General features: G+C 69.0%; 20 protein-coding genes and 1 tRNA gene. 13 read left to right on the forward strand and 8 right to left on the reverse strand.

Going from position 1 to position 18,536, the window contains the following annotated elements; translation table 11 throughout:
• Nucleotides 1-17 precede the first annotated feature (17 nt).
• A complete protein-coding gene (locus CNR27_RS07885; protein ID WP_179948157.1) occupies nt 18-1,622 on the forward strand; it encodes a ShlB/FhaC/HecB family hemolysin secretion/activation protein in 1,605 nt (534 codons plus the stop codon).
• Nucleotides 1,623-1,975: 353 nt separating this feature from the next.
• Here the strand turns inward: CNR27_RS07885 and CNR27_RS07890 are convergent.
• Nucleotides 1,976-2,068 (reverse strand) — tRNA-Ser (locus tag CNR27_RS07890).
• Between the two features lie 123 nt (nt 2,069-2,191).
• Between CNR27_RS07890 and dnaX the strand changes: the two genes are divergently transcribed.
• From dnaX to CNR27_RS07910, 4 genes are read left to right on the forward strand one after another with little or no spacing between them, the layout of a single operon-like run.
• Nucleotides 2,192-3,985 carry a DNA polymerase III subunit gamma/tau gene (dnaX, locus tag CNR27_RS07895; RefSeq protein ID WP_096297721.1) on the forward strand — a complete coding sequence of 598 codons (1,794 nt, stop codon included), beginning with the start codon at nt 2,192-2,194 and terminating at the stop codon, nt 3,983-3,985.
• Nucleotides 3,985-4,305, forward strand: a complete 321-nt coding sequence (locus tag CNR27_RS07900; protein ID WP_222843089.1) for a YbaB/EbfC family nucleoid-associated protein — start codon at nt 3,985-3,987, stop codon at nt 4,303-4,305. Before dnaX ends, CNR27_RS07900 begins: the two co-directional genes overlap by 1 nt.
• 25 nt (nt 4,306-4,330) lie before the next feature.
• Nucleotides 4,331-4,921: a recombination mediator RecR gene (gene recR / locus CNR27_RS07905; protein ID WP_096297725.1), complete on the forward strand. Its 591-nt coding sequence runs from the start codon at nt 4,331-4,333 to the stop codon at nt 4,919-4,921.
• 38 nt (nt 4,922-4,959) lie between these two features.
• Nucleotides 4,960-5,310 carry a histidine triad nucleotide-binding protein gene (locus CNR27_RS07910; RefSeq protein WP_096297727.1) on the forward strand — a complete coding sequence of 117 codons (351 nt, stop codon included), beginning with the start codon at nt 4,960-4,962 and terminating at the stop codon, nt 5,308-5,310.
• A gap of 46 nt (nt 5,311-5,356) precedes the next feature.
• Here the strand turns inward: CNR27_RS07910 and CNR27_RS07915 are convergent, their stop codons facing one another.
• Genes CNR27_RS07915 through CNR27_RS07930 form a run of 4 tightly spaced genes read right to left on the reverse strand, consistent with a single transcriptional unit; the run spans nt 5,357 to nt 9,682 of the window.
• Nucleotides 5,357-5,845, reverse strand: a complete 489-nt coding sequence (locus CNR27_RS07915) for a Slp family lipoprotein (RefSeq protein WP_096297729.1) — start codon at nt 5,843-5,845, stop codon at nt 5,357-5,359.
• Nucleotides 5,842-7,782, reverse strand: a complete 1,941-nt coding sequence (locus tag CNR27_RS07920) for a transglutaminase TgpA family protein (RefSeq protein WP_179948158.1) — start codon at nt 7,780-7,782, stop codon at nt 5,842-5,844. The genes CNR27_RS07915 and CNR27_RS07920 overlap by 4 nt, the downstream gene beginning before the upstream one ends.
• Nucleotides 7,782-8,735, reverse strand: a complete 954-nt coding sequence (locus CNR27_RS07925; protein ID WP_096297731.1) for a DUF58 domain-containing protein — start codon at nt 8,733-8,735, stop codon at nt 7,782-7,784. Before CNR27_RS07925 ends, CNR27_RS07920 begins: the two co-directional genes overlap by 1 nt.
• On the reverse strand, nt 8,735-9,682 hold the full coding sequence (locus tag CNR27_RS07930; RefSeq protein WP_096297733.1) for an AAA family ATPase: 948 nt from the start codon (nt 9,680-9,682) through the stop codon (nt 8,735-8,737). Before CNR27_RS07930 ends, CNR27_RS07925 begins: the two co-directional genes overlap by 1 nt.
• Nucleotides 9,683-9,736: 54 nt before the next feature.
• On the opposite strand from CNR27_RS07930, the gene CNR27_RS07935 reads away from it, so the two are divergent.
• Nucleotides 9,737-11,599, forward strand: coding sequence for an ArnT family glycosyltransferase (locus CNR27_RS07935; RefSeq protein ID WP_245815573.1), 1,863 nt, complete (start codon nt 9,737-9,739; stop codon nt 11,597-11,599).
• Here the strand turns inward: CNR27_RS07935 and CNR27_RS07940 are convergent, their stop codons facing one another.
• Together CNR27_RS07940 and CNR27_RS07945 are read right to left on the reverse strand one after the other, a co-directional pair.
• A complete protein-coding gene (locus CNR27_RS07940; protein WP_096297737.1) occupies nt 11,600-12,178 on the reverse strand; it encodes a Maf family protein in 579 nt (192 codons plus the stop codon). It abuts the gene before it with no gap.
• The gene (locus CNR27_RS07945) at nt 12,175-12,528 is read right to left on the reverse strand and encodes a hypothetical protein (protein ID WP_096297739.1); all 354 of its coding nucleotides are present in this window, start codon (nt 12,526-12,528) and stop codon (nt 12,175-12,177) included. Before CNR27_RS07945 ends, CNR27_RS07940 begins: the two co-directional genes overlap by 4 nt.
• Nucleotides 12,529-12,662: 134 nt before the next feature.
• Here CNR27_RS07945 and CNR27_RS07950 point away from each other — a divergent pair, with 134 nt between their 5' ends.
• The 4 genes from CNR27_RS07950 (at nt 12,663) to CNR27_RS07965 (ending at nt 15,387) form a co-directional block, all read left to right on the forward strand.
• Entirely contained in the window at nt 12,663-13,181 is a 519-nt protein-coding gene (locus CNR27_RS07950) for a YceD family protein (RefSeq protein WP_096297741.1), read from the forward strand.
• 20 nt (nt 13,182-13,201) lie between these two features.
• On the forward strand, nt 13,202-13,396 hold the full coding sequence (gene rpmF / locus CNR27_RS07955; RefSeq protein ID WP_096297743.1) for a 50S ribosomal protein L32: 195 nt from the start codon (nt 13,202-13,204) through the stop codon (nt 13,394-13,396).
• A gap of 135 nt (nt 13,397-13,531) precedes the next feature.
• Nucleotides 13,532-14,515, forward strand: a complete 984-nt coding sequence (locus CNR27_RS07960; RefSeq protein ID WP_096297745.1) for a beta-ketoacyl-ACP synthase III — start codon at nt 13,532-13,534, stop codon at nt 14,513-14,515.
• An 80-nt stretch (nt 14,516-14,595) separates the two neighbouring features.
• Nucleotides 14,596-15,387 carry a BUD32 family EKC/KEOPS complex subunit gene (locus CNR27_RS07965; RefSeq protein ID WP_096297747.1) on the forward strand — a complete coding sequence of 264 codons (792 nt, stop codon included), beginning with the start codon at nt 14,596-14,598 and terminating at the stop codon, nt 15,385-15,387.
• A gap of 139 nt (nt 15,388-15,526) precedes the next feature.
• On the opposite strand, the gene CNR27_RS15250 is transcribed toward CNR27_RS07965, so the two are convergent.
• Nucleotides 15,527-16,075 (reverse strand): hypothetical protein, encoded by a 549-nt coding sequence (locus tag CNR27_RS15250; RefSeq protein ID WP_157745317.1) that lies wholly within the window; start codon nt 16,073-16,075, stop codon nt 15,527-15,529.
• A 287-nt stretch (nt 16,076-16,362) separates the two neighbouring features.
• Between CNR27_RS15250 and fabD the strand changes: the two genes are divergently transcribed.
• The 3 genes from fabD to acpP all read left to right on the forward strand — a co-directional run bounded on the left by fabD (nt 16,363) and on the right by acpP (nt 18,530).
• Nucleotides 16,363-17,310, forward strand: a complete 948-nt coding sequence (gene fabD / locus CNR27_RS07970) for an ACP S-malonyltransferase (protein ID WP_096297749.1) — start codon at nt 16,363-16,365, stop codon at nt 17,308-17,310.
• A gap of 106 nt (nt 17,311-17,416) precedes the next feature.
• Nucleotides 17,417-18,160: a 3-oxoacyl-ACP reductase FabG gene (gene fabG / locus CNR27_RS07975; protein ID WP_096297751.1), complete on the forward strand. Its 744-nt coding sequence runs from the start codon at nt 17,417-17,419 to the stop codon at nt 18,158-18,160.
• Nucleotides 18,161-18,290: 130 nt separating this feature from the next.
• On the forward strand, nt 18,291-18,530 hold the full coding sequence (acpP, locus tag CNR27_RS07980) for an acyl carrier protein (RefSeq protein ID WP_096297753.1): 240 nt from the start codon (nt 18,291-18,293) through the stop codon (nt 18,528-18,530).
• The last annotated feature ends 6 nt before the right edge of the window (nt 18,531-18,536 follow it).

Raw genomic sequence — 18,536 nt, forward strand, 5'->3', positions numbered from 1 at the left:
CGGGCGGACCCCATTCCATGTATCGAAGCGCACTACTGATCTGCAGCCTGTTGCTGCCCGGCATGGCTCACGGCCAGTCCAGCAGGGGCGGGCAGGACGCCTCCCAGCGGATTGACGGCTACTACGAGCAGCGCCAGCCGTTGCAATCGCAACAGCCCGTGCAGGATCCACTGCAATCGGCGCCGCCGCCGGACGCGGACGCCGCACCCGGACAAGGCGGCGGCAGTTTCATGCTCGAGCAGGTGGACTTCACGCCTTCGGTGCTACTGCCGCCTGCGACTCTGGACGCCATTGCTGCACGCTACACGGGACGCGAGGTGCACCTGGCCGAGCTCGATGCGCTGATCGCGGAGGTCAATGGCGCCTATGAGGCGGCCGGCATCAACACCGCGCGGGCGCTTTTGCGCGAGCAGTCGATCGAGAGCGGCCGGGTCGAAGTGACGCTGATGGAAGGCCGGCTCGGCAGGCTGGAGATCTCCGGCGAAGGCGGGGTGCCCGCGCGCTTCATCGAAAAGCGGGTCAGCCAGCCGGAGGGCGAGGTGGTCAACAGCGCGCGCCTGCGGGACGAGCTGGTGTACCTCAACCGCACCACCGACATGCAGGTCCGCGCGTTGCTACGGCCCGGAGAAGCGCCCGGGCAGACCGACATCATGCTGGTGGCCGACGTGCCCGAGCCTCGCAGCTGGGGCGTGTTCGTCGACAACTCCGGCGTGGAGAGTACTGGCCGCGAGCGCTACGGCGCACAGGGCCAGTTCTGGGGCCTGGCAGGCATCAGCGACCTGCTGGCAGGCTCGGTCGCATGGTCGCGTGGCGGCCTCGAAGGCCGCGTCGGCTATTCGGGTATCGTCAATGCGCGCAATGGCCGTCTGGGCCTCAACGTCTCCCGAAGCCAGATCAACATCATCGACGGCGCGTTCCGCAACCTGGACATCACGGGTCAATCGACCAGCTACGGCTTGGACTACACCCAGCCCTGGGTTGCCACGCCCAACTGGCTGTTGTCCACGGTGGCCAGCCTGTCGCGCAGCAATTCCGAATCGGAGATCGCCAGCGTACGCGTGTCGGAGATCGACTCGACCACGCTGACGCTCGGCATCACCGCCGGCTATCGAAACGACGGCTACGAGTGGAACCTGTACCAGGGCGTGTCGCGCGTACGGACCGACGAAACCCTCGCCGAGGGGCGCGGCTTCACAATCGCCAACGGCTCCACCAGTTGGACCCAGCGCATCGGCGGGACCGGCCTGTTGTACCGCGCGCAGCTGGGCTGGCAGTTCGCCAGCGGGGAGTTCCTGCCGGCGAGCAACCTCTTCCAGATCGGCGGTATCGGCAGCGTGCGCGGCTACGTGCGTGGTGCGTTGTCCGGCGTGGAGGGTTACTTCGGCAGCATTGAGCTGCACCGCCCCTACCGGCAGGCGCACGATGTCTACCTGTTCTTCGACCACGGCGAGGTGCGCGGCGATTTTCCCGCGTCGGCGAGCATGAGCAGCGTCGGCGTGGGGCTGAACGGGCAGTTCGCTACGCGCTACAGCTACAGCCTGGACCTGGGCCATCCGCTGGACCGCGTGTTGGAGGATCACGACAGTCTCCGCGCGGACTTCCGTGTCAGCGCACGCTGGTGAAGCCGCTGGGCGGCGGCACACTCAGCCAGCCCCAGTGATCCGCTGCTGAGGTGCCACCGCCCGAGAGTGCTCGTAAGCGCTTGGCGACTGTGAAGATTGGCGTTGCGGATTCGCTCGTGCCACGGCATATGGTCGTGGACGAGTGCTGGATCTTCCAATTTGCCAAGGACTGCACGCAGGCAGCTGCCGGGGCCGAGAAGAAGAAAAGTCTCGGGTTGGCGGCTGCACACCGAGCTTCGCCAAGCAGGACTGATCCTCGACCGGTGCTCTGGTTGCGTGCGTAGGGCACAAAGCAGGGAACGAAAAAACCGCCCCGAAGGGCGGCTTATTTTTCAATCAGTTACAGCTTTTACTGGCGGAGAGAGGGGGATTCGAACCCCCGAAGCGCGGTTTAGACGCTTACACACTTTCCAGGCGTGCTCCTTCAACCACTCGGACACCTCTCCTGAACTGGAACCCGCGCAGCGTCGGGCGCTGCGTTGCGACGCCGGGGGCGACGCGGGCCGGCCATTCTATCCGCCGACGCGAGCAGTCACAAGGAACGTTTTGGGCCGTGGCAGAATAGGGCGATGTCCTATCTCGTCCTCGCCCGGAAGTGGCGCCCGAAGCGGTTCGCCGAACTCGTCGGGCAGGAGCACGTGGTCCGTGCGCTGACCAATGCGCTGGAGACCGGGCGCGTGCACCACGCCTTCCTGTTCACCGGCACCCGCGGGGTCGGCAAGACCACGATCGCGCGCATCTTCGCCAAGAGCCTGAACTGCGAGGCCGGCACCTCGTCCGATCCCTGCGGCGAGTGCGAGACCTGCCGCGCGATCGACGCCGGTCGCTACATCGATCTGCTCGAGATCGACGCCGCCAGTAATACCGGTGTCGACGACGTCCGCGAGCTGATCGACAACGCGCAGTACATGCCCTCGCGCGGCCGGGTGAAGGTCTACCTGATCGACGAAGTCCACATGCTGTCGAAGTCGGCGTTCAACGCGCTGCTCAAGACGCTGGAGGAGCCGCCGGGCCACGTGAAGTTCCTGCTGGCCACGACCGATCCGCAGAAGCTGCCGGTGACCGTGCTGTCGCGCTGCCTGCAGTTCAACCTCAAGCGCCTCGACGAGCAGCAGATCCAGGGCCAGATGACCCGGATCCTCGAAGCGGAGGGAATTGCGGTAGAGCCGGGTGCGATCCGGCAGCTGTCGAAGGCTGCCGATGGCAGCTTGCGTGACGGGCTGTCGCTGCTCGACCAGGCCATCGCCTACACCGGCGCGGGCGGCGAGGGTGGTGCGCTCGGCGACGCTGCCGTGGCCACAATGCTCGGCAGCGTCGATCGCACGCGGGTCGGTGCCTTGCTGTCGGCGCTCGCCGAAGGTGATGGCAACGCCCTGCTTGGGGAGGTCGCCACGCTGGCGGAATTCTCGCCCGACTGGGGCGGCGTGCTCGATGCGGTCTCCGAAGCGCTGCACCGGATCCAGGTGCGGCAGCTGGTGCCCGAAGTCGCAGTCCAGGGCGAAGGGATCGACATCGATGCGATCGCCTCGGCGGTGCGTCCGGAAGTCGTGCAGCTCTGGTACCAGATGGCGCTCAACGGCCGCCGCGACATCGGTCTTGCGCCGAGCCCGCGCGCCGGTTTCGAGATGACCGTGCTGCGGATGCTCGCATTCCGTCCGGCGGAAGGCGCGGCAACAACACCCGCAAGCGGTGGCGTGTCGCGGGGAACCGGCCCGGCCGCTGCGCGCGCGGCACTCGGCGCGCAGGCGGCATCGCACTCTACCCACGTCGCCGACGCCGTACCGGCCCGCAGACCCGAGCCGGAACCGGCGCCGGTTGCGCGCCCCGTCGCAAAGGTCGTCGTGGAAATGGCGCCGAAGCCCGCCGCTGCCACTGCGCACCCCGAGCCGCGTGAGCGCGCCGCGTCACGCCCGCAGGCTGTGTCCGTGCCTGCGGCCAGCACGACGCTGCGCTCGCTCGATGCCGATGGCTGGCTCGACCTCGTCGCCGAGCTGCCGTTGCGTGGCCCGGTGCGTGAACTTGCGGCGAGTGTGGCGTTCGTCGCGCTCGAAGGCGCGGTCCTGCGCCTCGCGCTGCCCGAGTCCGACGCTCACCTGAAGGCGCCGATCATGGTCCATCAACTGTGCGAGGCCCTTGCCGGTCCACTCGGTGGGGCGCCGCAGATCCGCTTCGAGACGGCCATTGCCGCGAGCGAGGTCGCACCGACGCTGCACGAGCGCAATGCGCGTGCGCGCGAGTCGCGACAGTCGTCGGCCGAGTCCAGTTTTCTTTCCGATCCGGACGTGCAGCGCCTGATGTCGCAACAGGGCGCGAAGCTGGTTCCGGACTCCATCCGCCCCTACGACGAACAAGGATTCCAATGATGCGTGGAAACATCGCCCAGTTGATGCAGCAGGCGCAGAAGATGCAGGAAAACATGCAGCGCGTGCAGCAGGAGCTCGCCAGCCTCGAGGTCGAGGGCAGCGCGGGCGGCGGCATGGTCGCTGTCACCCTGACCGGCAACAAGGAGTGCCGCAAGGTGCGCATCGATCCTTCGGTGCTGTCGGACCCGGAGATGGCCGAGGATCTGATCGCCGCAGCCTTCAACGATGCCTCGAACAAGATCGACGAGGAGTCCAAGGCGCGGATGGCGGGTGCGACGGCGGGCATGCCGCTGCCGCCCGGCATGAAGCTGCCGTTCTGATCCGCATCCAGCCGACGGAGCCCGCGTGCCGCTGCTCGAACAGCTGATCGACGCGCTGCGCGTGCTGCCCGGTGTCGGGCAGAAATCCGCGCAGCGCATGGCCTATCACGTGCTCGAGCGCGGGCGCGAGGGCGGCGCGCGGCTGGCTGCGGTACTTGCCGAGGCGGTCGAGAAGATCGGCCACTGCCAGCGCTGCCGTGACTTCAGCGAGACGCCGGTCTGCCCGACCTGCGCAAGCGCGGCGCGCGACGTGCAGACGCTGTGCGTCGTGGAGACGCCCGCCGACCGGCTCGCGATCGAACAGGCGACCGGCTACCGCGGTTTCTATTTCGTGCTGCAGGGCCGGCTGAGTCCGCTCGACGGGATCGGGCCGGGGGAGCTGGGCCTGGACCTGCTCGGCGCGCGCCTGGCCGAAGGCGAGGTGCGCGAACTGATCATCGCGACCAATCCCACGGTTGAAGGTGAGGCGACCGCGCACTTCCTCGCGCAGATCGCGCGCCAGCACGGCGTGCGGCCGAGTCGACCCGCGCACGGGCTGCCGCTCGGCGGCGAGCTGGAATACGTCGACCGGGGCACGCTGTCGCATGCCTTCGGCAGCCGCGCCGAAGTGACCTGACCTCGGGCCGCCCTGCGCGGCCGCATCCGGAGCCTCCCATGTCGACCCTCTTCCACAAGATCATCCGCCGCGAGATTCCTGCCGACATCGTGTACGAGGATGCGAACGTGATCGCGTTCCGCGACATCGCGCCGCAGGCGCCGGTCCATGTGCTGTTCGTGCCCAAGCAGGACTTCGCCACGCTCAACGACGTGCCGGTCGATGCGCCGGAGATCGTCGGCCGCCTCGCAGTCGCCGCGGCGCAGTACGCCAAGGCCCAAGGGTTCGCGCAGGACGGCTACCGCATCGTGATGAACTGCAACGGTGACGGCGGCCAGACGGTGTTCCAGATCCACCTGCATCTGCTGGCGGGCGCGCCGCTCGGGCGCTTCGGCACGCCGGCAGCCTGACGGTTGGCGCCAACCCGGCCGCGTGTGTGAACGAAGCCGGTGCGGCTTACCAGTAGCCCCACCATGGCCACGGCGCCGGTCGGGTGATGACCTCGACCCGCTCGCGTACCGGCCACAGATAGACGACGTCGGCATCGATGCGCGGGAAGCGGTAGTCGTACTCGCCGATCCGGCGGGTGTCGTAGCCCGCGATCCGGCCGGTAAAGGTGACTTCCCGATTGACGGTGAACACTGCCGGGTCATAGAACCCGGGGCGGCAGGCGATGAACCGGCCACGGGTGTCGTTGCTGGTCCAGTAGGGTCGCCCGCCCGCGGTCAGTCGCGTGGCCATCATCTCGAAGCAGGTGACGTCCGGCCCGGGCTCGAGCTGCAGGATGACGCCGCCCCAGCGCACCGCCGCGCCGGTGTAGTCACCAAGGATGGCGTTGTGGGGCGTCAGCGTTTCGACGTACTCGCCCCGCAACGGTTTGGGCTGCGAGGCGCAGGCGGCCAACGCCAAGGTGGCGGTGAGCACGGTGAGGAGGCGGGCAGTCATTGGCGGGTCTCCGGGGTGGGGCGGTGGGCGCGCAGCGCCGTGATCAGCGTGGCGTCCGACGACGCCGGAGCGTAGCGGGCCGCGACGAAGCGGCGGGTGAGGGCAAGCAGCGCGTGCTCGCCCGGATGCGCGGCGAGTACCCGCTCCGCCCAGGCGAGTGCCGGCTCGTGGCGGGCGCGGCCCAGGCCGCGGCGCGCGTAGCGACGGTCGAGCCGATGCCAGGCGCGCAGCAGCGGGTCGCGCTCGTACTCGCTGCGTGCGATCCACCAAGTCATCCAGCCCAGCGCAAGCGCCGCGCACAGTGCGAACAGCGCCGCCAGCCCGCCGGTTTCCATGCGCTCCAGGCCCACCCGCTGGAGCATGCGCTGCTGGCGGGCGGCATCGAAGCCGAGCACGAAGTCGTTCCAGCCGCGCAGCACCCAGTCCCCCAGGTCCGCGATCGGCAGCACTGTCTCGCCCGCACCGCCGCCGCCGAGGCGGTCGGCGAGCGTGTCGTAGATGCGTTCCGGCGCGACGGCGGCGGTCGGATCCACGCGTACCCAGCCGCGCCCCTCGAGCCAGACCTCATTCCATGCATGGGCATCCATGCGCCGCACGATCCAGTAGTTGCCATAGCGGTTGCGGACGCCCCCGGTATAGCCGGTGACCACGCGGGCAGGGATGCCGGCTTCGCGCATCAGAATCGCAAACGCTGAACTGAAATGTTCGCAGAAGCCGGCGCGCTGCTCGAACAGGAATTCGTCCACCGCGTGCCGGCCGGCCAGCGGCGTGGTGAGCGTGTAGGCGAAGTCGCTGCGGATCCAGGCCAGGGCGCGCTCGACCAGGGCGCCGTCGTCCGCGGTTTCGGCGCGCCACTGCCGGGCAAGCGCACGCGTGCGCGGATTGAAGCCCTCCGGCAACTGCAGCGCGAGCTGCCGCATGGCAGCGGGCAGGTCGGCCTCGAAGCGTACCGGCGGCGCGGAACGCAGCTGCCACCGCGTCACCCGGTCCAGCTTGCGCTCGCTGGTCAGCGTGTGCTCGTGCGCGGCGCGCATGCCGTCGGGCAACGCCAGCGGCATCTCGAGCGCCACCAGCAGGTTGCGCTCGGTGGGCTCCAGCGCAAGGTCGTAGTCCCACACCGTCGCGCCGTGTTCCACCGGCGCCGGCGGCGCCGCACGCAGCCACGACGAGGCGGTCCACGTGCGTCCGTCGTAGTGCATCAGCGTCGGACCGCGCCAGTACATGTCGCGCGGCGCGGGTTCCGGGCCTCGGAAGCTGGCACGCAGGGCAGGGGCGTCGTCGGCGAGCAGGTCGATCCAGTCGCCCGGCGACATCTCGTCCGACAGCCCGGGTCGCGCGGTCGACAGGTCGGGCAGACCCCACAGCGGCGTGGCCAGACGCGGGAACAGCCAGAACGCGGCGAGCGCAAGGGGCAGTCCGATCGCGATCAGGCGCATGACGGCGCTCAAGCGGGCAAGCGGGCGCACATCCCCCGCCGGCAGTCCCGACTCCTGCTCCGACAGGCGCAGCAGTGCGGCAAGCACGAGAGCGGCGCCGAGCAGTCCGAGGACCAGCGACACCGGTCCCTGGTCCAGCAGGAAGGTCGCGAACGGCGCGAACAGGGCGAACCCGAGCAGGCTGCGGGCATCGCGGACGGTCCGCAGCTCCAACGGTTTGATCGCCAGCATGCCGGCGAGCAGGGCGCAGGCGGTGTCGCGGCCGAGGTGCAGCCCTCCCTGGGCGACAACCACGCCAAAGACCGCGAGCGCGAGAACGGTCCGCAGCCACCCGGGTGCCGCGCCCCGCGTTGCCATCAGTGCTGCGGTCATGGCGGCGCCGGCGATGATCACCGGCAGCGGCATCGGCAGCTGCAGCAGCAACGGCAACAGGCATGTGGACGCCGCCAGCAGCGCCGCGCGGCGCCCGGGCCCATCGAGCGGCAGGCCATGGCGGGCCATCAGCCAGCCTCCGGCAGCAGTGCCAACGCGCGCAGGCAGGCATGGCGATGCGCGGCGCCGCGGTCGGGGCCGATCGGCTGCGCGCCGGGCAACTGCAGCCGGTAGCGCAGGGCCTGGCGCTCGGCTTCGTCGACCCAGCGCGCGAGGCGGCGGATCCGCGCTTCGTGGTCGAGGCCGCCGAGCCGTCTCCAGTCGAGCGTGACATCGTCTCCGCGGGGGCGTTCGAGCTCGCGCACGATCAGCACGTCCCGGCGCGCGGAGGCCTTCCACGCGATCGTCCGCGGTGCATCGCCACTGCGCCAGTCGCGCAGGTGATGCAGTTCCTCGCCGGCCGGGTCGAGCCGGGGCTCGGCTGCGTCGCCACCGTTCGATGGCAGCGGCGGTCCGACGGGCTCGGGCGCGGGATAGACCAGAAAGCGCGTCTGCGGCCAAACCCAGGACCAGGCGCGTGCCAGTCCCAGCGGACGCGACGTGCTGATGCGCAGACGCGGCGGGGTCAGCCAGCCGCGCCGCACCGTCGCCAGTGCGACCGTGGCCTCGCCGCCGGTGTCGTCGAGCGACAGCGTCGCGGCCGAGCCTTCGATATCGACCCGCAGTCCGCGCCGTTCGCGTCCCGGCGGCGCCTCGACATGGACGTGCAGGGGCATCGGCAGGCCCGCGGCGACCGGCTCGCCCTGTATGGCCCGCACTTCCATGGCGCTGAGCTGCAACTGGGTCCACAGCAGGCTCGCCAGCGCCGCGCCGACCAGCAGCAGGCACAGCAGCAACGCCGGGTTGTTGTTGTAGTTGAGGGCGCCGATCGCCATGGTCCCGAGCAGCGCGGCGACGAACGCACCGAAGCCGGTGGGCAGGATGTAGATGCGCCGACGCTCGAGGCGGACCGGCAAGGGTTCGGGATGCCGCGGGCGCACCCAGCCCTGGATGCGGCGGAGCAGGCCGGTGAGGGCGGGCATCAGTCGACCGGGACCGCCTGCAGGATCGACGCCGCCAAGTCGCCGCCGCCGGCATCGGCCTCGGCCACGAGGCGATGGCTGGCGATCAGCGGAAACAGGGTCTGCACGTCCTCGGGCACGACGTGATCACGGGCCTTCAGCAGTGCCAGCGCCCGCGACGCGCGCAGCAGCGCCAGCCCGGCCCGCGGCGACAGCCCCACCCGTACGCCCGGATGCTGGCGGCTGCGTGTGAGCAGCGCCTGCACGTAGTCGATCAGTGCCGGGCTGGCGTGGATCGCGGTCACCGCGTCGCGCAGGGCGCGCAGGTCGTCCGCGCCGAGCCGCGGCAGGGCCTCGGCGATCAGCGCGCGGCGGTCGCTGCCGGCAAGCAGCGCACGTTCGGCGTCGCGGTCGGGATAGCCGAGCGTGAGCCGCAGCAGGAAGCGGTCGAGTTGCGAATCCGGCAGCGGATAGGTCCCCGAAAGATCCACCGGGTTCTGCGTGGCGATGACGAAGAACGGATCCGGCAGCGAATGCGTGGTGCCATCGACGGTGACCTGCTGCTCGGCCATGGCCTCGAGCAGCGCGCTCTGCGTGCGGGGCGGCGCGCGGTTGATCTCGTCGGCAAGCAGCACGTTGGTGAAGACCGGCCCACCGTGGAACTCGAAGCGCCGCGCGCTTCCCTCGTAAACCGAAACCCCGACGACATCCGACGGCAACAGATCGGAGGTGAACTGCACGCGCTGGAATTCCAGGCCGACGGTCGCGGCGATCGCGTGCGCCAGCGTGGTCTTGCCAAGGCCGGGCAGGTCCTCGATCAGGATATGGCCGTCAGCAAGCAGCGCGACGAAGCTCATCGTCACCGCGGTCGGCTTGCCCAGCACCAGCTGGTTGACCTGGGCGATGGCCAACGACAGAGCGTCGCGTTGCGCGTCGGTTAGCATGGCGGGCGTCGTCGGATCGGGCATTCGGAGCTCCTGCGGCGGTCCCCCCGGAGTGTAGCGAGGTCAGGTTCAATGCGGATGCAGATGCGCACGGTGTTCGTCGTGCTCTGGTCGACGATCGTGTTGCTGAAACTGGCGATCGCGGCGCGGCTGCCGCTGTTCGTCGACGAAGCTTTCTACTGGCTGGAAGGGCAGCATCCGTCCTGGGCCTATTCCGATCTGCCGGGTCTGACCGCGTGGCTGATCCGCCTGGGGACCGAAGTCTTCGGCGATGGTCTGCTCGCAGTGCGCCTGCCTTTCATCGCGATCTCGGCGCTGGTCCCATGGCTGGTGGTGCGCCTGACCGCGCGCGAGTTCGATACCGAAGCGGCTTGGATTTCCGGCTGCGCCGCCTTGCTGATGCCGTTGCTGGGATCGCTCGGCGTGATGGCATTGCCCGATGCGATGCTCGCCCTGGCCACGATGCTGTGCCTGGACGCCGGCGTGCGCCTGCTGCGCGGCGTGACCTATGGCGGCGCGCTGCTGCTCGCGCTGGGACTCTCGCTCGGTGCACTGAGCCACTATCGCTTTATCGCCGTGATCGGCGTGGGCATGGTGGCACTGCTGCTGATCGCCAACGGGCGCGAGGCCCTGCGCGATCCCCGGGTATGGATCGCCATCGCCGCAGGGGCGGCGGCGTGGATCCCGTTGCTGGTGTGGAACGTCGACAATGCCGAGGCGGGCCTGCGCTTCCAGATGGTCGACCGCCATCCCTGGGCGCTGCATGCCGACGGCTGGCAGTTCCTGGTGATCCAGGCGGTGATGGTCACCCCGTTGCTGTTTGCGGCGCTGCTGAGCGCCGCGTGGCGTCTGCGCCGCGCGCCCGACGACGCAGCGCGGTTCCTTGCCCTGTGCGGCGGCCTGCTGCTGCTGGCGTTCTTCGTGCTGGGCTTCGTCGCCGATACCGAGCGCGCCAGCTTCCACTGGCCCTTGCCCGGCTATCTCGCGCTGCTGCCGCTGGTCGGCCTGGTGTTGATGTCGTGGCCACGCTGGCTGCGCGTGGCGACCTGGATCACGCTGGCGCTCGGCTTCGTCGGCGTGGTGGGCTATTACGCCGCGGTCTCGGAGCCGGCGGTGCGCGAGCGCAGCGCCGGCCTGAAGTGGTATCCCGCCAACTTCGCCGGTTGGGACACGCTGGCCGAGGCTGTGCGCGAGGAGCTGGCGACGATGCCGGCCGACACGGTCCTGATTGCCGACAACTTCAAGATCGGCGCCGAGCTGGGCTTCGCGCTCGGCGATGCAAACATCCGCGTGCTCGATCATCCGCTCAATCGCCATCACGGCCGCGCGCCCCAGCTGCAGCTGTGGGATCTCCAGCTCGACAGCCGCGACGAGCTGCAGGGGCGCCCCGCGCTTATGGTCATCGGTGCCAACGACGTCAAGTTCAGTGCACTGCTGCAGCGTTACCAGGCGGTCTGCGCGCGGATGGGCGAGCTGCCGGTATCGCGCGTGGTCAACGCCGATCGCGGGGCGCAGCGTTTCATCCTTGCGCACCTGGGGGCGGCTGCGCCCGCGGCCACCGGTGACTGCGTGCTGCCGGCGGTGGCCCATATCGACGCGCCGCTCGCCGGGGCGCGTGTCGATGCGCCGTTTGAAGTAAGCGGCTGGGCGGTCAAGGACGGCAGCGGGGTAGCGGAGGTGGTCATCACGATCGACGGTGGGCCCGTGGCGCGCGCGCGCTACGGCCTGCCCAATCAGTGGGTTGCCGAGCGTTTCCTGCGCGGGGCGTCGCGCGATCCGGCGCAGCCCCGCATCGGATTCACCGCGACGATCGATCCCGCGACGCTGGCGCCGGGTCGGCGCTGGCTGGGAATGGAGATCATCGGCGCCGACGGCTCGGTCGAGCGCTGGGCGGAGCAACCGGTCTGGATCGCGCCATCGCGACCGGCGTCTGCGCCCTGATCAGGGCACGGCGTAACCCGCCACGCGCAGCAGTCGCGCCGTCGCGATGAGCGGCAGGCCGATCAGTGCGGTCGGGTCTTCGCTGCGGATCGCATCGAACAGCGCGATGCCCAGGCCTTCGCACTTGAAGCTGCCTGCGCAGTCGAACGGCTGCTCGGCGTCGACATAGCGCGCGATCTCGCCAGGCCCGAGTTCGCGGAAGACCACTTCGGTGCGGTCCTGCGCCTGCAGCGGCGGCTGGCCGTGGCTGACGATCGCCAGGGCGGTATGGAAGATGACGCTCTGGCCCGACATCGCCGACAGCTGGGCGATCGCGGTGGCGCGGTCGCCAGGCTTTCCAAGCGGCCGCCCGTCGAGCGTGGCGACCTGGTCCGATCCGATCACCCAGGCGCCGGGGTGGCGCGCCGCGACGTCGACCGCCTTCGCCAGCGCGAGGCGGCTGGCGAGCGCGTCGGGGCGCTCGCCATGCTGCGGCGTCTCGTCGACGTCCGGTCGTTCGCAGGTGAAGGGCAGGCGCAGACGCCCGAGCAGGTCGCGGCGGTATTGGGAGGTGGAGCCGAGGATCAGCGGCCGGCTCACGCAACGCCGCCTTCGATCGCCGAGGTCAGGTCGGCCAGATGACGGTCGATGCGGGCCTGGGCCTGTTCGATCGATACGCGCATCGCGTCCAGGGCGGCCACACCGGCAGACCCGCCGTGCTGTTGCAGCCACAACCGCTGACGCAGCATTTCCTGCAGGGCCTCGCGCACCGGATCGCCCTCCACCGTGCCGAGGCGCGCGCGGACGGTCCGCAGCCGGGCCTCGAATGCATCGGCAGCGTCGAGGACGCGCGCGAACGCTAGGCGGCGGCGCCGCCGGGCATGGCGCCAGAGCAGTACAATGGCGAGCGCCAGCAGGGTGGCCAGCGCCAGGCTCGGGATCGGTGGCATGCCTTGGGCTCCTGCTGGCGGTCCAGTCTGCCCGCGAGGACACGGCTGCGGCAATGGTTCCGGTCGACCGCTGCGCCGCCTCGTGCAGCGCCGGTTTGACAGGCCCCGATCACCTCTTTAACATTCGGCGGCTTATGTCCGCGAAAATGCCCGAGTTGGTAGACGCTTGGCGCATGGTCGCGAGCAGCATGCGCCTTGACGGGCGCCTGCCGCTGGCGTCCCTGACGCGCCTGCGCGAAGTTCTGGCCGATGCCGATGGCGACGATGTGATCTGCTCGATCGAGTTCGGTCGCGACGCGCTGCAGCAGCCGTATGCGCTGCTGCGCGTGCAGGCCGGGTTGCCGCTGATCTGTCAGCGGACGCTCAAGCGCTTCGTGTTGCCGCTCGATATCGAGCAGCGGCTGGGTCTGATCCGCGACGAAGCGGAAGAGGCCGGTCTGTTGCCCGACTACGAATCGCTGCTGCTCGAGGGCGACGGCTCGCTGGCGCCGGCGGCGCTGGTGGAGGACGAACTGATTCTGGCAATACCCGCGATTCCGGTCGCACCTGGCTCCGAAGCGGTCGAACGCGACTGGCCGGTGTCGACCGAAGAAGAGACACGCGTCAACCCGTTCGCGGCGTTGGCGGGTTTGAAGAAAGATCGAAACAACTAGAACCTGTTGGAGCAACTCCCATGGCTGTGCAGAAATCCCGCGTCACCCCGTCCCGTCGTGGCATGCGTCGCGCGCACGACAAGCTGAGCGCGAAGCAGCTGTCGACCGATCCGACGACGGGTGAGACCCATATCCGTCATCACATCACCGCCGACGGCTACTATCGTGGCAAGCAGGTGATCCAGCCGAAGACGCGCGTCGTCGAGGAAGATTGATTCCTGCTGTCCGGCGCTGCGGCGCCGGGCGCTCGATGCACTGGCGCAGCTGCCGTCCCTGACGGGCGGCTGCGTCTGCCGTCGGCACAGACGCCGCTTCACGATCACGCGCACGACGCGAAGGCCGCCCAGCAGATGACCAGCGAACGCATCTATTCCCGCATTGCCGGTACCGGCAGCTACCTGCCTGAAAAGGTGCTGACCAACGACGATCTGGCCAAGTTCGTCGATACCAGCGATGAGTGGATCGCGTCGCGCACCGGCATCCGCGAGCGTCATGTCGCCGCCGAGGGCGAGACCACCAGCGATCTGTCCGTGCACGCCGCGACGCGTGCGATGGAGGCGGCCGGCGTGTCGGCTGCCGATCTCGATCTGATCATCGTCGGCACGACGACACCCGACATCATCTTTCCGTCCACCGCCTGCCTGCTGCAGGCGCGACTGGGCGCCAACGGGTGCGGCGCGTTCGACGTCAACGCGGCCTGCTCGGGCTTTCTCTACGCGCTTTCGATCGGCGACAAGTTCATCCGCTCGGGCGATGCGAAGACCGTGCTGGTGGTGGGGGCCGAGACCCTGACCCGCATGGTCGACTGGAGCGAGCGCACCACGGCCGTGCTGTTCGGCGATGGCGCCGGCGCCGTCGTCCTCAAGGCCGACAGCGAGACCGGGATCCTCAGCACCCATCTGCATGCCGACGGCGCGAAGAAGGAGTTGCTGTGGAATCCTGTGGGCGTGTCCGCGGGCTTCCGCGACGACCAGCCCAACGCCGGCGTGCGCATCCAGATGGCCGGCAGCGACGTGTTCAAGTACGCGGTCAAGGCGCTCGATTCGGTGGTCGAGGAAACGCTCGAGGCCAACGGTCTTGATCGCCACGATATCGACTGGCTGATCCCGCACCAGGCCAACCTGCGCATCATCGAAGCCACGGCCAAGCGCCTGGACATGTCGATGGACCGCGTCATCGTGACCGTCGACAAGCACGGCAACACCTCCTCGGGCTCGGTGCCGCTGGCGCTGGACGAGGCGGTGCGTTCGGGTCGCGTGCAGCGCGGCCAGCTGCTGCTGCTGGAGGCCTTCGGCGGCGGCTTCACCTGGGGCTCGGCGCTGCTGCGCTACTGAGTCCCGCGTGCGGCGCCGGTCGGCCCCGCAGGTGATTCCACTTCGCGGACTTCGCGTCCGCACGACACGGAGGCTCCCGCATGGGCGTCGAATCCATGGTCGTGGCCGGGCGCGATGCCTGGCTCAAGGCGTACGCCGACGGCGACAGCCGCCAGTTCGGTCTCGGCATTCTCGATGCGATCGCACGCGGGCTCGATATCGGCGCGCTGCGTCCGCCGCCGCATCCCGGTGGCGGCGAAGCCAAGCAGATCGAAGCACGCCGCCTGGCCGAACTTGGTGCCCAGGGCGTGCGCGTGCCGCGCGTGCTCGGTGAGGGCGCCTCCACGCTGTTGCTGAGCAATCTGGGCGACACGTTCGCCGCGCAGTTGCGTGCTGCCGATGGCGATGCCGCGCGTATCGATGCACTGACGTCCGCGGTGATCGACGCGATTGCCGATGCGCATGCGCGCGGCGCCTATTTCGGTCAGCCGCTGCCGCGCAACATCACGCTCGACGAGAGTGGCCGCGTCGGTTTCATCGACTTCGAGGAAGACCCGCTGGAAGTGATGTCGTTGCCGCAGGCGCAGGCCCGCGACTGGCTGATGTTCGCGTTCGGCATGGCGAAATACTATGACGGCCGCACCGATGCGCTCGCCGATATGCTCTCGCGCGTGATGCGGCGCGAACCGGAAGTGGCCGCCCATGCGGGCCGCGTCGGGCGATTGAAGGGTTTCGCGCAGCGTATCGGCTGGCTCGGTCGCTCCGCGCGCCACGTCGCGCATTCGATCCTCGTCGTGCGCGCGGCGACGCTGTTGCCGATGCTGCTCGTGGCCGCTGTTCTTTGGGACTGGCTCGAAGACGGCGAGATCGAACTGCTGCGGATGATGTTCTGAGCCGGAGCAGGCGCATGCGTACGGCCCTTCCCGCGAAGGGCTCGGGCAAGCGCTCGGGCCCTTCCGGCAGACGCAGCGTCGTCATCCTGGGAGATACCACTCGGAAGGGGCGTGGCAGCAACCGCGCCCTGGCGTTCTGTCAGGTGGCTGGAGTGACCGACAATGCTTTGCCGAGATTGCAGGCCTGGGGCGCTGTGCTGCCATGCACGATGGTCAGCGCATAGTCGCCGGGCTCCACACCCTGCAGCGACACGTCGATGTTGTAACCGGACAATCGCGCTGATTCGCTTGAAAGCGCGGCGGCCACGTCAGGACGCTCTACGCCCGCAGGCAAGGCTCCCGAGTAGCTGCGCGAGGTTCCGGTCAGCACCAGCAGTGCGTCGCCGGGTACGCCGTTCGCGGCATCTGCAATCCATCCCGACATGGAGACCTGGGTTCCGGTTGCGACGCTGGTGCCAGCCGACGGGCCGCCGTTTACAGCATCCAGCGCGCAGTTACCACCTGGCGTTGTGGCAGCAGCGACATAGTCCTGCAGCGAAACCGGCACGGCGGGGGCGGACACGGTCGCGGAGTCCGTTGCCGCAACCGCCGCAGTGTCTGTGGGGGAGGGTTCGGGTGCCTGGTTATTGCAGGCTGCCAGCAAGCTGGCAGCAATCAGCAGTGACGTCACTCGCCGGGCAGAGGTCATGGGATGCTCGGTAGATGCGGGAGGTGTGGGGTGAATGCGCAGAATACTCCCGCGTGGGGTGAAAGCCGCTTTCCGTTGCGCTCGACGCGGTGTACGCCGGGCCGCGTGGGGCGGCGGCGCTCCGGCATCCGGATGGCGGGGGGGCATGAGGCAGCGGCCATCGTGTTCGGTGGCCGCATCGGATTGACGAAAGAAAGGACGTGGGAGGCCCCCGCATACGCCCCGGTACAGACAATGTCGCAGCTTCGCATTTATCATCGGTGCCTGTTCTACGGCTGGAAACGCGCGTGACCGCATCCCAACTCGCATTCGTCTTTCCGGGGCAGGGCTCGCAATCGCTCGGCATGCTCGGCGATCTCGCGGCGCATCATCCGATCGTCGTCGACACGTTCAACGAAGCCTCGGAAGGCGCGGGCGTGGATCTGTGGACGCTCGCGCAGCAGGGTCCGGAGACGCAGCTCAACCAGACCGAGTACACCCAGCCTGCGCTGCTTGCCGCCGGCGTCGCCGTGTGGCGGGCGTGGCTGGAGCAGGGCGGCGCGACGCCGGCTGCGCTGGCGGGCCACAGTCTGGGCGAGTACACCGCGCTCGTCGCTGCAGGTGCTCTTTCGCTGACCGATGCCGCGCGCCTGGTGCGCCTGCGCGGGCAGCTGATGCAGGACGCGGCGCCCGCCGGAAGCGGGTCGATGGCGGCGGTGATCGGCGCCGAGGACGAGTTCGTGGACGAGGTCTGCCGCGACGCCTCGGAGGACGAGTCGGTCGTCGTGCCGGCCAACTTCAACTCTCCCGGCCAGATCGTGATCGGCGGCCACGTCGCCGCGGTCGATCGTGCGATCGCGTTGCTTGGTGAACGCGGCGTGCGCAAGGTCGTGAAGCTCGCGGTCAGCGTGCCGTCGCACACGCCGCTGATGCGCGACGCCGCGGACCGCCTCGGCGAGGCGCTGGCGACGGTGACCTGGAGCGAGCCGCGATTGCCGGTCGTGCAGAACGTGGACGCGATCGTCCACGAGAACACCGTGGCGATCCGCGACGCACTGGTGCGCCAGCTGTATCTGCCGGTGCAATGGACCCGTTGCATCGAAGCGCTGGCTTCACGGGGAGTGGTGCGGATCGGCGAATGCGGGCCCGGCAAGGTGCTCTCGAACCTGACGAAGCGTATCGACAAGTCGATCGAGACGCGTGCCCTCGGCGCGCCGGACGACTTCGACGCCGCACTGGCCGACTGGCCGGCCTGACCCGGATTGAACCGTCGCACCGGGTGCGCGTGTCGGCGCGCCCGGTATCCTCGTCGGCGCGCGCCCGGTCGGCCGCGGTAGAACCGAATCCTCTGGAGCAACTCCCATGAACACCCCCCTCTCGGGCGAAATCGTCCTCGTCACCGGCGCCAGCCGCGGTATCGGCGCTGCAATCGCCGACACGCTGGCCGCGCAGGGCGCGACCGTGATCGGTACCGCGACCACCGAAGCGGGCGCCGCGAAGATCGGTGAGCGGCTCGCCGCCCATGGCGGGCATGGCCGCGTCCTGGATGTGGCGGAGCCCGGCGCGATCGAAGCGCTGGTCGAAGCGATCGCCGCGGAGTTCGGCGCGATCAGCATCCTGGTCAACAACGCCGGCATCACCCGCGACAACCTGCTGATGCGAATGAAGGAGGAGGACTGGCAGGCGATCCTCGATACCAACCTCACCAGCGTCTTCCGCAGCTGCAAGGCGGTGATGCGCGGCATGATGAAGGCGCGCCGCGGCCGGATCATCAACATCGCTTCGGTGATCGGCGTGACCGGCAATGCCGGGCAGGCGAATTACGCCGCGGCGAAGGCCGGGATCATCGCGTTCTCGAAGTCGCTGGCCAAGGAAATCGGTTCGCGCGGGGTCACCGTCAATGTGGTCGCGCCCGGCTTCATCGCCACCGACATGACGCGTGACCTGCCGGAAGAATCCAAGGCCGCGCTGACCGAACGCATCGCGCTCGGCCGGCTTGGCGAGCCCGATGACATCGCCCAGGCGGTGGCCTTCCTGGCCGGCCCCTCGGCGGCCTACATCACCGGTGAAACCCTGCACGTCAACGGCGGTATGTACATGCCCTGAGAAGGGCTGCGCCGGCATTTTAATTCAGAGGGCAAGCCGTTGAATGGCAAGGGCTTGATGGTGGTGCGCCCATCGCCCGGCTTTCCCTTACACTATCCACCGAAACTCGCCTCCCCGGAGCAAACGACCCATGAGCAACATCGAAGAGCGCGTCAAGAAAATCGTCATCGAGCAGCTGGGCGTCAAGGAAGAAGAAGTCAGCAACAGCGCTTCCTTCGTCGACGACCTCGGTGCCGATTCCCTCGACACCGTCGAGCTGGTGATGGCGCTGGAAGAAGAATTCGAGTGCGAGATTCCGGACGAAGAAGCCGAGAAGATCACCTCGGTGCAGCAGGCGATCGACTACGTCAAGGCGCACGCCAAGGGCTGAGCCCGC

Source organism: Luteimonas chenhongjianii, assembly GCF_002327105.1.
GTDB classification, from domain to species: domain Bacteria; phylum Pseudomonadota; class Gammaproteobacteria; order Xanthomonadales; family Xanthomonadaceae; genus Luteimonas; species Luteimonas chenhongjianii.

Excerpts from the sequence above, each read along its gene's own strand:
- CNR27_RS07885 (WP_179948157.1), top strand. The coding sequence starts at position 18 with ATGTATCGAAGCGCACTACTGATCTGCAGCCTGTTGCTGCCCGGCATG.
- dnaX (WP_096297721.1), top strand. The coding sequence starts at position 2,192 with ATGTCCTATCTCGTCCTCGCCCGGAAGTGGCGCCCGAAGCGGTTCGCC.
- CNR27_RS07900 (WP_222843089.1), top strand. The coding sequence starts at position 3,985 with ATGCGTGGAAACATCGCCCAGTTGATGCAGCAGGCGCAGAAGATGCAG.
- CNR27_RS07910 (WP_096297727.1), top strand. The coding sequence starts at position 4,960 with ATGTCGACCCTCTTCCACAAGATCATCCGCCGCGAGATTCCTGCCGAC.
- CNR27_RS07915 (WP_096297729.1), bottom strand. The coding sequence starts at position 5,845 with ATGACTGCCCGCCTCCTCACCGTGCTCACCGCCACCTTGGCGTTGGCC.
- CNR27_RS07920 (WP_179948158.1), bottom strand. The coding sequence starts at position 7,782 with ATGGCCCGCCATGGCCTGCCGCTCGATGGGCCCGGGCGCCGCGCGGCG.
- CNR27_RS07925 (WP_096297731.1), bottom strand. The coding sequence starts at position 8,735 with ATGCCCGCCCTCACCGGCCTGCTCCGCCGCATCCAGGGCTGGGTGCGC.
- CNR27_RS07930 (WP_096297733.1), bottom strand. The coding sequence starts at position 9,682 with ATGCCCGATCCGACGACGCCCGCCATGCTAACCGACGCGCAACGCGAC.
- CNR27_RS07935 (WP_245815573.1), top strand. The coding sequence starts at position 9,737 with ATGCAGATGCGCACGGTGTTCGTCGTGCTCTGGTCGACGATCGTGTTG.
- CNR27_RS07945 (WP_096297739.1), bottom strand. The coding sequence starts at position 12,528 with ATGCCACCGATCCCGAGCCTGGCGCTGGCCACCCTGCTGGCGCTCGCC.
- CNR27_RS07950 (WP_096297741.1), top strand. The coding sequence starts at position 12,663 with ATGTCCGCGAAAATGCCCGAGTTGGTAGACGCTTGGCGCATGGTCGCG.
- rpmF (WP_096297743.1), top strand. The coding sequence starts at position 13,202 with ATGGCTGTGCAGAAATCCCGCGTCACCCCGTCCCGTCGTGGCATGCGT.
- CNR27_RS07960 (WP_096297745.1), top strand. The coding sequence starts at position 13,532 with ATGACCAGCGAACGCATCTATTCCCGCATTGCCGGTACCGGCAGCTAC.
- CNR27_RS07965 (WP_096297747.1), top strand. The coding sequence starts at position 14,596 with ATGGGCGTCGAATCCATGGTCGTGGCCGGGCGCGATGCCTGGCTCAAG.
- CNR27_RS15250 (WP_157745317.1), bottom strand. The coding sequence starts at position 16,075 with ATGACCTCTGCCCGGCGAGTGACGTCACTGCTGATTGCTGCCAGCTTG.
- fabG (WP_096297751.1), top strand. The coding sequence starts at position 17,417 with ATGAACACCCCCCTCTCGGGCGAAATCGTCCTCGTCACCGGCGCCAGC.
- acpP (WP_096297753.1), top strand. The coding sequence starts at position 18,291 with ATGAGCAACATCGAAGAGCGCGTCAAGAAAATCGTCATCGAGCAGCTG.